Origin of the sequence: Natrialba swarupiae (genome assembly GCF_008245225.1) — an archaeon.
Lineage (GTDB): Archaea > Halobacteriota > Halobacteria > Halobacteriales > Natrialbaceae > Natrarchaeobius > Natrarchaeobius swarupiae.
On the sequence record NZ_VTAW01000048.1, the window covers coordinates 1 to 14,439 of the forward strand.

Here is a 14,439-nt window from a genome sequence, read left to right on the forward strand (position 1 = left end):
CTTGCAGGGTTGTGGCGCTGCTGGACACAGTTTCCACACCCTGCTGCCTTCGTTGAGAACGTTTCTATGACACGCTCTTGCGGTCGAACGAGAGCGTGATCTGTACGTCAATTTCCTGTCGCTGCAGGTCGTCGAGGACGGCCTGCAGCGACTGGCCTTCTAGCGGAATGCTGTTCCCGCGCCACGTCCGGAGTTCTTCGACGATTTCGAAGTCTGCGTTCGCTTTGACGCGCGAGACGAACCAGCCGCCATTGGCGTCAATGCGGTCGAACAGCCAGAAATCGTAGTAGCCGAGATCGAACAGGATGAGGGCGCCAGCTACCCACTCGCCGGTGGGTAGCTGGCTCCGTTCGTGGGTGCTCGCGTCGGTTGTCTGGAATCGCGTCGGAAGCCCCGTCGAGAGCGATTCGGTGAGATGGTGTTTCGCCCCGGCTCGGTCATCATCGAGTGCGTAGACATCTCTGGCGTCTTGATAGAGCGAGATGATAGTAGCGTCAACGATGAGGACGTCTCGAAATGAGTGGTCTGCGTATGTTCTGACCCTATCCCAGGGCTCGTTCAGCCGTGTTTCGCTTGAGTATCGAGTTGCCGTTGATCAAGGGGTTCAGCTGTTTCGCTGGTCACTCCGTTCGAGACGTCCGGTAAGCTCGGTTTGGCCCGTGTCGAGATTCTCGATGGCGTCATCGAGAATCTCTCGAAGGAGTGCGACGAACTCCGGTTTGAACCAGCCGTGAAACGTCGCATACGAGAGTTCGTCACAGTCAGCCATTTCGACGTAGCGTTCGAGAAACGCCTGAATGGATCGATCAGATCCGGCGGCAAAGCCGAGTGAAAGCGTGTAAAACAGCGCGACGACGTCGAGATTCCGCTCTCGCTGGATGAGATTCGTTGCGCGAGCACGCTCGCGCAACTCATCGGATGGAAATGCTCTTTGGATGCGGTTCACAACTACTGAATCCGGTAGGGTATACACACTCTCTACCGGATTCCCACATTCCTAGTTACTGACGGTTCTAGCTCGACGTCTCTGGATACCCCGGTCTGTTAAACTAGAACAGATGCCACCGAAACCATCGACGTTCGAGAGCGGGATCGTCCTGTACCCGGCCCGTTGGACGTCCTCGTCCGGGTCGACGCATGTGGTGTCTGCCCGACGGATTACCACGCATATTGCGGCGCGTTCGACGTCAAGCACCCCCGCGTGCTGGGACACGAGACCGCGGGCGAGATCGTCGCGGTCGGTGACGACGTAGATTGACTCCAGATCGGCGACTGCGTCGCGGTGAATCCGTCGGTCCCGTGTTACGAGTGTCGGCGGTGTACACAGGGCCGAGCGAACCTCTGTGAAGATCTGACGTCGATCGGCGGAGCTGGGCCGTCCACCGTCGAATGGCGCGTTCGCAGAGTACGTCGTCGCTCCGGCCACGAACGTCGAACCGATCGGCGACCTCTCGCCGACGATCGCTGCGTTTGCGGAGCCGCTTGGCTGTTGTGTCCACGCTGTCGATCGGCTCGATGTAACCCCCGGCGACGCCGTTGCGGTGATCGGCGCGGGGCCGATCGGATTGTTGCTCGTACAGACGTTACGCGTCTACGGTGTCGCCCCGATCGTCGTCTCCGAGCTGATCGACGACCGTCGGACACTCGCCCTCGAGGTCGGTGCGGACCAGACGACCGATCCTACGAACGACGATCCGCAAGCGGCGATCTCGGAGTCGGTCGGTCGAGTCGATGCCGCGATCGAAGCCGCCGGTCGTCGCCGAACGACTCAACAGGCTCGCAAGGTGACGAGCCGGGGTGGAACGACGCTCGTTTTCGGCGTCCCACCGGAGGACGCCGAACTCTCGGCGTTCGATCTCTTCCACGACGAGCGACGACTCCAGGGAACGTACTCGCTGACGCCCGATTCGTTCGTGCGCGCAGTCGCCCTTTTGCGCCACGACGGCGTCGTCGTCGACCCCCTCGTCACCGACGAGTATCGAATCGAAGAACTCGGCCGTGCGTTCGATCGGCTGGCGGACGGCGACGGGCTGAAGGCGATGGTCTACCCGCAGCGGTGACGGTGATTGAGCTACCTGCTTTGGATCTTGGGTTGCTGTCTACCGAACGGAACATACCCCCAATCGAATCGAGAAAACGGCGATGGTCGACGTGTTATCCGTCCTTCCGATGTTCCGCGACGACGTCCCAGTCGAGCTCGATTCCGAGGCCCGGCCCGTCGGGGAGTTCAAGGCGACCGTTTCGGACGAGTGGGTCGTCCCGGGCGACCAGGTCTTCCCACCACGGTACTTCGCGGGCGTGGTACTCGAGAGCGATAAAGTTCGGAACGGTCGCACCGACGTGTGCGGTTGCGACAGTCGCGACGGGACTGCCGATGTTGTGGGGGACGAGCGCCTGGTAGTACGTTTCGGCCATGTCAGCGATTTTCTTCGTCTCGGCGATCCCGCCGGTTTTCGGGACGTCCGGGGCGAGGAAGTCGACAGCCTGAGTTTCGATCAGGTCGCGGAACCCGTGACGTCCGTAGCGGTTTTCGCCAGTCAGCAACGTCACGTCCACGGAGCGTTTGAGTTCGCGCATCGCGTCGGTGTTCTCCGGCGGTAGTGGATCCTCGACCCACGCGAGATCGTACGGTTCGATCGCACGACAGATTCGCCCAGCGGTTTCGGGGCTGAAGTTCCAGTGTAAGTCCACGGCAACCTCGGCATCGGATCCGATTTCGTCGGTCACGGCCTCGACGATCGACCGTTTGTGCTCGATCTCGACGGGATCAAAGTGCCGCGAGAGTGTATCGACCTCACGGCCGGACGGCACGTCGAGATCGAACTTGACCATGTCGAATCCGTCGTCGACGGCCATTCGCGCGGCTTGCGCGTAAGCTTCGGGCTGGTACGTCCCCTCTTCTTGTCCGTCCTGGGCCGAGGAAACCATCGCCTCGCCGGCGTGGCAGTCGGCGTATACTTTGACCTCCTCGCGCAGCTTGCCGCCCAGAAGCTGGTAGATCGGCTGATCGAGAATCTTTCCGGCGACGTCCCACAGAGCGATCTCGACGCCACTGATTCCGATCGTTCCGATTCCCCATTGCGAGCCGCGACCAGAGAGACTCTCGCGCATCAGGTAGTACAGTCGTTCGACGTCGAGTGGATTCTCTCCGACGAGCACTGGGCGGAGGTAGTCCGTGATCACTTCGTGGACGCCTGGGGACGGATAGGCCTCGCCGATGCCCGTCACGCCCTGGTCGGTTTCGACGGTGACGAGCGTCCACGGGAAGTTGCCGTCGATGACGATGGTGTTCAGGTCGGTTATTTCGGGAGTCGGTTCGTCTCGTGTGGGCGACTCGTCGAACTCGGCCCACATCGTTACGGCCAGATCGGATGCGAAGTCTTCTGGCGGCGCCCCGCCGTGGGGGGCGCCGCCTCTGGGAGTGGTCGTTCACGGAGTTCTGTGAGATGATCGTTCGTGCTGCCTGGACAGCCCTCGGCGTGCGCAGAGCTGTCCCAGCGAATCAACCACTCGACGACCGGTTCTTCCGGTAGCTGTCCCTGAATTGGGGCAGCGGTCGTGAGTGGCGACACTGTCGCGTCGGCGGCGATCCGCCGCCGACAGCGACTATCCAGGCCGAAGCCCATCGCTACCATCTCTTCGAGACAGACCAAGCACAGTTCAAGCAGGGTCAGTGCCTACTGGACAAGACAGTGCGGCTGTCGATGTGATCGACTGATCTTACCCTACGAGAGTAACAATAGTCGCGCCGACGATTATGATCACGGTCGATACCAAGACAACGGGTGTTACCTTCTCGAGTTTCGACGACAAGAACAGCATCGACAGAACGATGACTAAAAGCGGCGATGTCTGTATGAGCGGAACTGCAATGGCAACTGGAGCTATTTGGATGGCACTAAAAGCAGCCAGAAGGCCGAACGTGGTAGCGACACCGGCCGCGATGTACCATTTAAAATATGGCTTCCGAACGAGCGACGGTGAAGGTAATCCGGTGGTTCCCCCCGTATAAGCTGTGAACCCAACGAACGCTGTCGTAACGACAATCGCGGTACCCGGGATGATCGATCCACCAGCCTCTAGTGCGAGAGAAATAAAGATCGGTTCTATTCCAAGAAACACTGCGGCAAGAATGGGAACGAAAAACAGTATTGCCAGTTCGCGCCGTGTGAGATTGACGCGCTTTCCCTCTGCAGTGTCATACGAAATTAGAGTGACCCCAGCCACTATTAGAATCACCCCGAAGAGGTGAACGAGGGTCAACGATTCGTCCAGCACAAGTACCGCAAGCACAGTCGCGAAGAGTGCGTTCGATGCAACGATGGGGGAAGTACGGCTCGCACCGAGGCGCTTGATGCTCGTAAACATGCAGATCCGGGCGAATAGCGATCCGGACAGCCCTGCACCCATAAAGGCGAGAACCGACATGATTGTCATCGAAAAATCATACAGGAGTAAAGCTGGCGGTACCAAGATGACGACATTACTCAGTAACGAAATCCAGATAATGTCTGACACAGTCCCCTTTTGAGTTCCTTGGCGGACGAAAATGTACTGGAAAGCAAACATCAACGAAGCTATTGATGCCAATATCGCCCCTAGTAGGACGCTCTGGTCCTCAAACATTTGATACTCTATTAATCGTCGTCCTGTAGTACATAAAACTACCCCTTCAAGAAGACGAACGCCGGAGAAAATTCGGCAATAGTGGCTGTCAGTTAGTATCTCGCGACTGCTTCGACAAGCAAATCGACGAACGCGTCGCGGTCAATACCGACGCCGACATCGGTGTTGGGTTCTGACTCAAGCACGCCGTATCGGTCACAGACCGTTCGCCCGCTGGTATGGTTCCCCGACGTTTCGACGGCGACGTGCATCTTCTCCGTCTCGACGATACTCTCATCTATGAGCTCGGCGACGGCACAGGCATCGTGGATTGGGACTCCGTCCCATCCAAAGCGGTCCTCATGGAAGCGATGGAAGAAATCGAGCCATCCTGCAACTGTTTCACCAACCTCGGTCCCCAGTTTTCTGAATCGATCGAACTCATCAGTTCGGATTCTGGCCGAACGAGTCACATCGAGACCGACCATAGTGACCGGGACGTCCGACGTGAATACAATGTCAGCGGCTTCCGGATCGACGAGGATATTGAATTCGGCGGCGGGTGTATAGTTTCCGATCCCAACTGCTCCGCCCATCAACACAATCTCGTTGATGTACTGCTCAATGTCTGGGTAGCGCTTCAACAACATCCCAACGTTTGTAAGAGGACCAGTCGGTACCAAAGTGATGGCGCCGACCTCCTTGGCCGTCCGTGCAATGAGTTCGACCGCGTCCTCGTCAGCCGTGTTTACTGCCGGATCCGGGAGGGCAGGGCCGTCGAGACCCGATTCCCCGTGAACGTCCTCGGCGAACATCGGGTCGCGTACCATTGGTTCCGTCATGCCCCGCGCGATGGGGACGTCCGTTCGATCGGCTAACGTCAACACTTGTCTCGCGTTCTGGGTTGTCTTCGCGACCGTCTGATTACCCGCAACCGTCGTGACAGCTCGAACTGACAGTTCGGGGGCTGTCAACGCGAGCAGCGCCGCGATTGCATCATCGTGCCCTGGGTCACAGTCGAGAACGATATCTGTAGTCATGTCTGATGATCCGTACTACTGACCTAGCGGGGTGAAGACAAATAACATTGGGTCACGACCAAGCAACTCGAACACTGAATCGACATCTCGAGGTGATAATTCCACCGACGGCGGGCACAACCCAATATCCGTCAGGGTGTCCGGGATGCCCTCGTTCTCCCGACCCTTATCACAATTCACGTTTAGACTCTCTCTGATCAGGTCGGCGAGTTACATGACCACTTCTCGCTACCACTTACTATCTTCCCACCCTATCAGATAGTTACCCCTGCGATGTAGTGGTTCTTCCGCACCCGCGACTGTGGGTTCGAGATCCATTCAAATTGTCCGGTGAGTGTCGAACTGTCCACGACGGAACGAAGCATCGTATTCCCGTCACTGAAAGCAAACACTCCCCTGCGACAGGTCTTTCAGATCGGTTTGTAACCCGTTTCAACAGAGACAACCGTGTTGGACACGAGGGTTTCGGCGTCGCTCCAGCCCGAACAACTCTTTGCGAGGTGAGATTCGGATAATACGAAAATAATATGGTGACGAGTCACAATACCTGTAGACATGAAAGAGACCAAAGGAAGAAAGAAGAAAACTACGGAGACTTCGTTCGAGATTATCGAGTCTTTGATTGATCTTGATGGAGCGAATGTGACAGAGGCCGCTAACGAGGTCAACGTCTCGATTGGCACCGCTCACGAGCACTTGTCTACATTGTATGATATGGGGTACCTGATTAAGGAGGACAACGTCTATTATCCTGCCCTGAAGTTTGCCCAGGTTGGACGGGACGCGAAAAACTGGAAAGATGAATACATGATCGCGGAAGAGTATACAATCAGGTTGGGTGAAAAGTTAGACTGGCGTTCGAACTTCGTCGTCGAAGAACACGGGAAGGGGGTGTTTCTCCACATATACTCTGGCAATCAAGCGGAATGGGAACACGAAAAGGTGGGGAACCGACAGTACATGCATAACACGGCGACAGGAAAGGCGATTCTGGCACACTTTGATGACGAGTACCGGGAAGCGATCCTGAACAAGTGGGGCCTTCCGGAGACGACACCGAGCACCATCACCGATCGTGATGAGTTGTACGATGAGTTAGCAGACGTTCGAGAGAAGGGCTATGCCGTGAATCACGGGGAGAACATCGAAGGTATCCGTACGTTCGCGGTTCCAGCGACGACCGCTACAGACCAAGTCTTGGGTTCGTTCAGCGTTACTATTCCGTCCCACGTTGCCGAAGAAGACTGGCCTACCGAGGAGTTCAAAAAGGACGTTCTTGGAATTGTGAACGAATACGAGTTGGAACTATCACTCTCATGAGTGTAGTTACCGCAACACATTCGATTTTGCCCCTTGGGTAAAAAGTTGCCACCGTCTCGGTAAGGAAATCAGCAGATCGATCATGGTCACTGTCAACACCAAACGTGTGGTCTGGTTTCGGCCGGTCATTCCTTCTCCGGTCGGAGATCATGTAACCGACCTCACCAGATCCAGTAAAGGAGACGGCATTGACTTTCTCGTGGTTGATAACTGCGTCGCCGACGGGTCCGTTTTTCGTTTAGGGGGTCGTCCGCGAGCCGCTGGCGCTTGTAACGGTGGGACCGAGGTCTCGAGTCTTTTCGCGTAGTAATAGACGATGTCGATCGCCCGTTGGACTTTACCGCAATTTCAGTGGAGGGGTGCACGTCTTCTTGAGTCAACAACGTGGGTAACTCGTTTTTCCGATTGGCAAGGATTGACCCCACCTCGTGCAGTTCTATCACCGCGAACTGGGACGGCGTGGCCGCAACTTGATCTGGGCGTTCGCGGCCGCATCGACGGCGTCAGCTGCATCTCCGGCGCTTGACCGCTGATACTCGAACGGTTTCAGTGGTAGCGGTTGGGGTTTTCGTTTTGAATATCTCGTTCGTTGTAGAGACGTTCAAACTCCCGTCGATACAGCTCTGATAACGTTCCACCACATGTAGTTCTCACCATCTGTATATAATTCCTATATATTTTTAGGGAACAAACCGCCATAGCTAATACGAACGAGTATGTCGGTGGAACCGACATGCGATACTACCAGCTATACGGGGACGGACGTCCTCGTCTCGCAGTAGAAACGTCCGAAACGGTCTACGACCTCACCACGACAAACTCACGGCTTCGGACGTTCGAGGATCTCCTCTCTGCGGTCTCGATCGTGGATTGCCCAATCGACGCGGTCGCCGAGCAGTTGCTCGACGATGCGGCAGAAATTGAAATTCATCCAACGGAAAACGAGGCGCTGGCTGCACCGGTCTCGTCGGGCGAAATCTGGGCAGCCGGCGTGACCTACCGGATTAGTGAGGAAGCCCGTCAGACGGAGAGTTCGATGCCGGATATGTACATCGACGTCTACGAGAGCGACCGGCCAGAAATATTCTTCAAGGCTACGCCGAGCCGAACTGTCGGACCAGCCGAACAGGTCGGTATCCGCGCGGATTCAGACTGGGACGTGCCGGAGCCGGAATTGGGGGTCGTGCTGTCGGGCGACGAAATCATCGGCTACACGGTCGGTAACGACATGAGCAGCCGATCGATCGAGGGAAGCAATCCCTTGTACCTTCCTCAGGCGAAGGTGTACGACCGGTGCTGTGCAGTCGGTCCATGCGTTCGTTCAGCGTCCTCGATCGAGGATCCCCACGACTTGGAGATTTGGATGACGATCAGTCGCAACCAAGAGGTGCTCTACAACGAAACAACGAGTACGAGCAAGATGGTTCGGTCGGTCGACGAACTCGTCGACTACTATACCAAACACAACATCGTTTCCAACGTCTCAGTTCTCCTGACTGGGACTTCCCTCGTCCCCGACGACGGTTTCACTCTGCATGAAGGCGACCTGGTCGAGATGGGTATTGAGGGGATCGGAACACTCTCGAACACTGTCGTTGAGGTATAATCCCTGCCGTTCATCCGTTCTTTGTTCTCCTTTTACCTTCCAGAGAGCGAGTAAAACGTATTCACTATGACCCGATCACACCGACGTTTCCATGGCCGACGTCAGCGCGTCGGGCAAAAAGCGAGGGCTGCATCGATCGTCCTCGTTCCTACGTTACGCCGTCTCCTATAGTTACACTGCCATTCTCGTTGCCTAATATAAACGGTTCCGAGTTTGACACGGAGATGATACAATAAAATGACGCTGGTACGTCGTGTAGCGGTATTGCCCAACCGAAAGCGAAGATCTTCTGGGCAGTCGGGTTTCGTATTACTCGAACCTGGATGTGTATGGTAGACCTCACATCTTTCCCGAGGCCACCGTTTACAGGCATACACTTGTAATATATTTATCTTAGCTACCGCAAATTTTCGACATTATGCGATTGTTTCTCGTGGTCGTTAATCACAAGCATCGTGAGAAAGGGAGGCGACCATGTGTTTCGAATAATGCGAAAGGAGTTGTGAAGACGAACTGTGGAACGGAGGCTCGTTTGAACGTTCTTCGCAATGACTGAGACGGCGCCTTGTATCGACTCGCCGACACGGGTAATCTCGACGACGGTCGTGATTTCGCATCGAAGCCGCGAGAGAACGTACTATCGTTGGTCGAGACTGGTCGGTGATCTGTCTGTCCTCACGCGTCACGGTCGTGTAACAGCGACAGCCACGATGTATACTGATCGATACGTGGATAACGGGACAGTAAAAGGCAGATACCGTTGTGTCGCTTCCAGGACGCAGACAAAGCCAACTTCGCCGTCTCGGGACGAGAAATACGTGCGTCTTCGTCAGACACTATCCGTGGGATATGCCAGCAGAGTATGAGAGTAGTTCATTCGCTCTGAGCACACTGACAACCCGAGTATCCCCGCGATTCCGTCCGTTAGGTTCCCGACGAATCACGCTTCGATCAGTTCGTTTTGGTTCCAAACTGACCCGCCACCCGTTCGACCCAATCAAATTTAAATAACTTCCGGAAGTATGGCTAGTATGGACGTAGGATACTTTGCTGCACATGAGCAGTATGGTCCAAACACGCTCGTTGACCATGTCGAACGAGCCGAACAGGCTGGGTTCGATACGGTGTGGACGAGCGACCACATCCACCCGTGGTGGCATACCGACGCTCACTGCGGAGCCGCGTTTCCGTGGATGGGCACGGCACTCGAACGCACCGAGAACGTGCGGATTGGCACCGGTGTTACGCCGCCGATCGGCCGCTATCATCCCGGGTTCCTTGCACAGGTGTTTGCGACCCTCGGTTCCATGTACGAAGGACGGGTCCACCTCGCGCTCGGAACAGGCGAAGCGATGAACGAGTTTCCGCTTGGGTACGAGTGGCCGCCGTACTCGGAGCGTCGTGAGCGCCTCATCGATGCGTGTAAAATCATCCGCCGTCTCTGGGACGGCGGCTTCGTCGACTACGACGGCGAGTATTGGTCGACTAACGCGCTGAACCTCTATACACTGCCAAACGAGCGAGTTCCTCTCTACGTCGCTGGCAACGGCCCGATGTCGACGTGGGTCGCCGGCCGATACGCAGACGGTTTTCTTACGCTTCGGGACATCGATACGTATGAGAAGTCGCTCGTGCCTGCTCTCGAGGATGGGGCAAAAGAGGGCGATCGAGATCCAGACGAAATCCGTCGGATCCGTCAGCTGTTAGTCTCCTACGACGAGGATTATGACCGCGCGCTCGAAGCGACAGGCTTCTGGCGCGGTCCTCCCGCCATCGGATTTGACGAAGAAATCGCCGATCCGCGCGTCATCGAAGCGGCCGGCCGTGAGATCCCGATCGAAGAGATGGACGGAGAGTTCCTTGTAACGAGCGATCCCGACGAGATTCGAGAAAAACTCACGGAACTCGAGGCCGCCGGCTTCGATGAGGTCGAAATCCTCTCCTCGAGCCCGGATCAGTCTTCATTTATCGAGGTAATGGAGGAAAGAGTACTATAACGATCACAGAAGTGGAGAGTGACGCGTTTCTCGTCCGCCCCGATTCGAAATCGCTGCCCGAACGCTTGGCATCTTTCGATATGTAACTCGCTTCAGTTGTTACTATAGAACACTTTCGGGAAAGACGGCCTTGGAAAGCACAGGAAATCCACCGACTCTTCGATGAAGAGTTCGCTGTTACGTATCAACCGGATTACCTCGGTCGATTCCTCCGGAACCGTGGCCTATCGTACGATAAACCACGTTCAGAGCGATCCTCCTGGCCAGAAACCGGAGAGCAATCTCGACAAACACGTCGCAGATGCGTTCGACGAGGGCACAGAGACAGAACATGACAAGAATCTAGATGACGACGGCAAAAATCTAGTCCTTGACGACGGTGTTTGTACAGGCGTGGGACTGTCGTCGGTGTTTGCGGTGTTAAAGACAATATAGTACGAAACCAGCACCTCAAACGACATGTACTGAACGGTCTCGTCGTTGTCGAGCGGCCCGTACGTACCGAACTCCCCTCCGTCGTCGTCGATCTCATCGATGTCGAGCAGACCCGGATCGAACTGGGACGGTTGCATCGTGAATACGTCGAGGTTCCGGTTCAACCGCGCGTTCGAGTCGTCCATGATCGACCAGTGGACATCATCAATCTCTGGGACATCTCCGTGATAGTCGTCGAACCGCTCGATAGAGAGGTGGCTCCCCTGCTCCCATTTTTCCAACTGGAACGGACCGGTCCCGATCGGGTTCTCGGTCCCGAACTCGTTTTGGTCTATCTCGCCGTCGTACCCCTAAATGTCACCGACGACTCCTTCGGGTGTCACGGCGAACGAGATGCTCGCCAACTGATCGAGCGCCATGTAGAACGACCGAGTGAGTTCGACTCTGAGCGTGTAATTGTCGACCGCCTCGACGCCGAGGGAGTCAGGGACGAGTTCGCCGTCGTCGTCACGCTCCTGTTCGATCTCGAACGTGTCGAAGAGGTCGTCGGCATTCCGCGTATCCGGTGATTCTGCCATCCGGCGCCACGAGTATACGAAATCGTCGGCAGTCACCTCTCTTCCGTCATGGAACTGGACGCCCTCTTTCAGGTCGAACTCGTAGATACGGCCGTTCTCTTCGATGGACCAGTCTTCTGCGAGAACTCCTTCTACGGGAAGTGAACCGTGGACGTGTTCGACAAGACGCTCGTAGATGTTGTATTCGCCGACGCTGTCGAGTTGGATGACCACCGGATCCATCGAACTCACGGAGTCGACGACCATCCGCAAATACGCCCGGTCAACGTCAGTCTCCTCTTCGTCCTCTTCGTCTAATACCTTCACCGTTTGTACACCCAGCGATCGCCGTTGCAGCCCCAGCCCCACCTGCAGCAAGGAACGATCGACGCGTGTGAATCAGGCTGATTGTCTTCTCACCATTGTCAGACGTTCTCATGTGCTAGCCCAAGGCTGCCCCAATACTATAAAAAAGTATTCCTTTTAGAAGAGATATTAGTGATAGGTATTTGAGGGGAGCTTCTCGTATGTGTCCACAGATATATGAGAAGGAGCTACCAAGACGAATAGAATCCAGGCCTGGCTTATCCTCATATCAAAATACTTCCTGCTGACGAGTCTTCAGAATCATGCATCGAGCATCTGTAGTGCACTAACTTACCCCATAGTAACAACTGCAACGGTTTACACACTGATCGCCGACACGTCTGGCGGTCAGGTGTGCAATGACTTGCAGTGGCTACTATAGCTCGGCTTCACGCTAAAGTGGACACCCTCCTCGTGCAGGCCTCTGCATCACTACCACGCTACGACCAGTAACGAATATCGGTGGATGGCGTTGGCCGTGAGCACCGTCCAAATTTGATAGGACAACAACCCCGATATTTATAATTGCTGTTGACTATGGAGAGATATGATACACTCAACCTGGGACGACTGGCTCGTCCGCTCGGAAATCGAGGCGACGAACTGTGACTGCCTGTCGATCTGGTATCTCGGCTGTAACGCATTCGTAGTGCGGTCGCCAGAGGCGACTATCTACATTGATCCGTACTTCGGCGACGGTGATCCACCGAACATCGTCCGAATGATTCCTGTCCCGATGGATCCAGCCGATGCGACCGTTTGTGATGCCGTCGTTGTCACCCACGAGCATATCGATCATATGCATCCGCCATCGTATGCACCACTCGTGAACGACCTCGATGCCGATCTCTACGCACCGCAGGCCTCCTACGAGGAGTCAGACTACGAGGGAGATCTACAGGCACCATCTGAGAACCGCCAAACGATCTCGGAAGGAGAATCGTTCGACATCGGCGACGTTACCGTCCACGTATTGCCAGCCAACGATCCCGACGCAATCGAACCGGTGAGCTATCTCTTTGAACACGAGTCGGGAACGTTCTTCCATGGCGGTGATAGCCGACCATCCGATGCATTCGAAGATGTAGCGGAGATGTTCGACGTCGATGTTGGCGCGTTTGCGTTCGGTACCGTGGGTAACATCTACTACCCCGAAGACGACGAAACCAGACCGACACGATGGTATATGGATGAAAATCAGATTATCGAGGCGGCAAACCAGTTAGAAGTCAATCGACTCGTTCCGTCGCATTATGATATGTGGCGCGGGGTTAATGCGATGCCGACGGCCCTTCACGAGCACGCCAGTTCGTTTGCGTATCCGCGAACGATCGAAGTCGTGCAGATCGGAGATCGAATCGATGTCGATTGCCCCGGGGTCGTACAAGCTCGTTCGCTCCGTAAGTGACCACCCGTTAGTATAATCGACCTCACGTATGTTTCGACAGCAGATTACGTGCCTCAGTACCCTCTTTTGATACACGTAATCATCGGTACAACGAGGGCGTCCGTGGCTGTAGCGATTAGGCTCTCCGTTCTCATCCCAGAACACCGGATCCCATAATGAAGACACCGGTAACGATGAGAACGATTGGGACCAGCCATCGATCGATCCAAGAGAGATGCACAACGCTGAACGTGTATCGCACGACAGTCGACGCAACGAGATACAGTACACCACCACCGATAGCGTAGAGGATGAAAATAACGATGACCTCCAACAGACCGAGTGTGGCGAAGAACGGGATAAAAACGGCCAAATTTTCTCCGCTGAGACCGATTCCCGTAGCGGCAACGACTCCGATACGACCACCGTAGCCGCTCGCCCGTCTATGGATGAGATTGGTCTCAGGGAGACGGTGTAAAATGCTCAAGACGCCAAGGGTGAGCGGTATGATCCCGAGAAGATGTACCCACGAGTGAAGTAGTTCATTGAAAAGGAGTCCGCCAATCACGGCGAGGAGGAGTCCAATAGCGAATCCGAGATAGTGACCGAGAAACACTTCACTGCTTCCATACTCTTGATCAGCGCAAAACGCAATTAAGGCAATAACAGTATCGAAATGAGTAAAAGCAAATAGTACGAAAGCAACAACGATAATGACTTCCACGATACTAGATTAGCATTTTAGTATAAATGAATTACGCTGTCTGAAACGGGTAGAATGCGGCCACGTTACAAACCGTGGGAACGAAGAAAGCCGCGGACTGAACTATCGCTGTTGCGTGAAATATTGCCTGTTGGCGTTTGTGTCTGGTTCGTCGCGCCATATCTGGTTTCAGCGTAAATGATACGATCCGGATCGACAGTCTGTACCAACTCCGACGTGTTCTCGTGAACCGAGTAGGAGGGTCGTGTCAAGTTATCTCATTGTGCTAGCGGACGAAGGCTTGACGCCACGAATCAGCCGTTGTTATTCGACATGGCTGAACGATGAGGGTACCACAGAATCATTGACACACCTCGATCGTCGTTTTGCCAGGGTTAGCTCCTCGTTTGTAGTTGGCGATAG

10 protein-coding genes and 5 pseudogenes are annotated in these 14,439 nt (G+C 55.3%); 8 read left to right on the plus strand and 7 right to left on the minus strand.

Going from position 1 to position 14,439, the window contains the following annotated elements:
- Positions 1-76: 76 nt before the first annotated feature.
- Positions 77-517, minus strand: a pseudogene (locus FYC77_RS19230) (transposase); the annotation flags it as partial.
- Between the two features lie 108 nt (positions 518-625).
- Positions 626-973, minus strand: a pseudogene (locus tag FYC77_RS19235) (IS4 family transposase); the annotation flags it as partial.
- A gap of 138 nt (positions 974-1,111) precedes the next feature.
- Here FYC77_RS19235 and FYC77_RS21125 point away from each other — a divergent pair.
- Together FYC77_RS21125 and FYC77_RS20575 are read left to right on the plus strand one after the other, a co-directional pair.
- Complete coding sequence (locus FYC77_RS21125; protein WP_202911874.1) at positions 1,112-1,258, plus strand: alcohol dehydrogenase catalytic domain-containing protein; 147 nt, start codon at positions 1,112-1,114, stop codon at positions 1,256-1,258.
- Between the two features lie 283 nt (positions 1,259-1,541).
- Entirely contained in the window at positions 1,542-2,060 is a 519-nt protein-coding gene (locus tag FYC77_RS20575) for a zinc-binding dehydrogenase (RefSeq protein WP_202911875.1), read from the plus strand.
- Between the two features lie 94 nt (positions 2,061-2,154).
- On the opposite strand, the gene FYC77_RS19245 is transcribed toward FYC77_RS20575, so the two are convergent.
- Complete coding sequence (locus FYC77_RS19245; protein WP_149083114.1) at positions 2,155-3,354, minus strand: mandelate racemase/muconate lactonizing enzyme family protein; 1,200 nt, start codon at positions 3,352-3,354, stop codon at positions 2,155-2,157.
- A gap of 29 nt (positions 3,355-3,383) precedes the next feature.
- Here FYC77_RS19245 and FYC77_RS19250 point away from each other — a divergent pair.
- Positions 3,384-3,533, plus strand: a pseudogene (locus tag FYC77_RS19250) (ISH3 family transposase); the annotation flags it as partial.
- Positions 3,534-3,720: 187 nt separating this feature from the next.
- Here FYC77_RS19250 and FYC77_RS19255 read toward each other — a convergent pair.
- Both FYC77_RS19255 and FYC77_RS19260 read right to left on the minus strand, forming a co-directional pair.
- On the minus strand, positions 3,721-4,626 hold the full coding sequence (locus FYC77_RS19255) for a DMT family transporter (RefSeq protein WP_149083115.1): 906 nt from the start codon (positions 4,624-4,626) through the stop codon (positions 3,721-3,723).
- A 92-nt stretch (positions 4,627-4,718) separates the two neighbouring features.
- On the minus strand, positions 4,719-5,645 hold the full coding sequence (locus FYC77_RS19260) for a nucleoside hydrolase (protein WP_149083116.1): 927 nt from the start codon (positions 5,643-5,645) through the stop codon (positions 4,719-4,721).
- 555 nt (positions 5,646-6,200) lie between these two features.
- On the opposite strand from FYC77_RS19260, the gene FYC77_RS19265 reads away from it, so the two are divergent.
- The 4 genes and pseudogenes from FYC77_RS19265 to FYC77_RS19280 all read left to right on the plus strand — a co-directional run.
- Positions 6,201-6,965: an IclR family transcriptional regulator gene (locus FYC77_RS19265; protein WP_149083117.1), complete on the plus strand. Its 765-nt coding sequence runs from the start codon at positions 6,201-6,203 to the stop codon at positions 6,963-6,965.
- A gap of 733 nt (positions 6,966-7,698) precedes the next feature.
- Positions 7,699-8,571: a fumarylacetoacetate hydrolase family protein gene (locus FYC77_RS19270; protein ID WP_149083118.1), complete on the plus strand. Its 873-nt coding sequence runs from the start codon at positions 7,699-7,701 to the stop codon at positions 8,569-8,571.
- 1,031 nt (positions 8,572-9,602) lie between these two features.
- The gene (locus tag FYC77_RS19275) at positions 9,603-10,568 is read left to right on the plus strand and encodes a TIGR03557 family F420-dependent LLM class oxidoreductase (protein WP_162354569.1); all 966 of its coding nucleotides are present in this window, start codon (positions 9,603-9,605) and stop codon (positions 10,566-10,568) included.
- Positions 10,569-10,672: 104 nt separating this feature from the next.
- Positions 10,673-10,984: pseudogene (locus FYC77_RS19280) on the plus strand (IS630 family transposase); the annotation flags it as partial.
- Between the two features lie 186 nt (positions 10,985-11,170).
- On the opposite strand, the pseudogene FYC77_RS19290 reads toward FYC77_RS19280, so the two are convergent.
- Positions 11,171-11,827 (minus strand): annotated as a pseudogene (locus FYC77_RS19290) (ABC transporter substrate-binding protein); the annotation flags it as partial.
- Positions 11,828-12,473: 646 nt separating this feature from the next.
- On the opposite strand from FYC77_RS19290, the gene FYC77_RS19295 reads away from it, so the two are divergent.
- Positions 12,474-13,334: an MBL fold metallo-hydrolase gene (locus FYC77_RS19295; RefSeq protein WP_149083122.1), complete on the plus strand. Its 861-nt coding sequence runs from the start codon at positions 12,474-12,476 to the stop codon at positions 13,332-13,334.
- A gap of 130 nt (positions 13,335-13,464) precedes the next feature.
- On the opposite strand, the gene FYC77_RS19300 is transcribed toward FYC77_RS19295, so the two are convergent.
- Positions 13,465-14,037, minus strand: a complete 573-nt coding sequence (locus FYC77_RS19300; protein ID WP_162354570.1) for a cadmium resistance transporter — start codon at positions 14,035-14,037, stop codon at positions 13,465-13,467.
- Positions 14,038-14,439 lie beyond the last annotated feature (402 nt).

Excerpts from the sequence above, each read along its gene's own strand:
- FYC77_RS19245 (WP_149083114.1), bottom strand. The coding sequence starts at position 3,354 with ATGTGGGCCGAGTTCGACGAGTCGCCCACACGAGACGAACCGACTCCC.
- FYC77_RS19255 (WP_149083115.1), bottom strand. The coding sequence starts at position 4,626 with ATGTTTGAGGACCAGAGCGTCCTACTAGGGGCGATATTGGCATCAATA.
- FYC77_RS19260 (WP_149083116.1), bottom strand. The coding sequence starts at position 5,645 with ATGACTACAGATATCGTTCTCGACTGTGACCCAGGGCACGATGATGCA.
- FYC77_RS19265 (WP_149083117.1), top strand. The coding sequence starts at position 6,201 with ATGAAAGAGACCAAAGGAAGAAAGAAGAAAACTACGGAGACTTCGTTC.
- FYC77_RS19270 (WP_149083118.1), top strand. The coding sequence starts at position 7,699 with ATGCGATACTACCAGCTATACGGGGACGGACGTCCTCGTCTCGCAGTA.
- FYC77_RS19275 (WP_162354569.1), top strand. The coding sequence starts at position 9,603 with ATGGACGTAGGATACTTTGCTGCACATGAGCAGTATGGTCCAAACACG.
- FYC77_RS19295 (WP_149083122.1), top strand. The coding sequence starts at position 12,474 with ATGATACACTCAACCTGGGACGACTGGCTCGTCCGCTCGGAAATCGAG.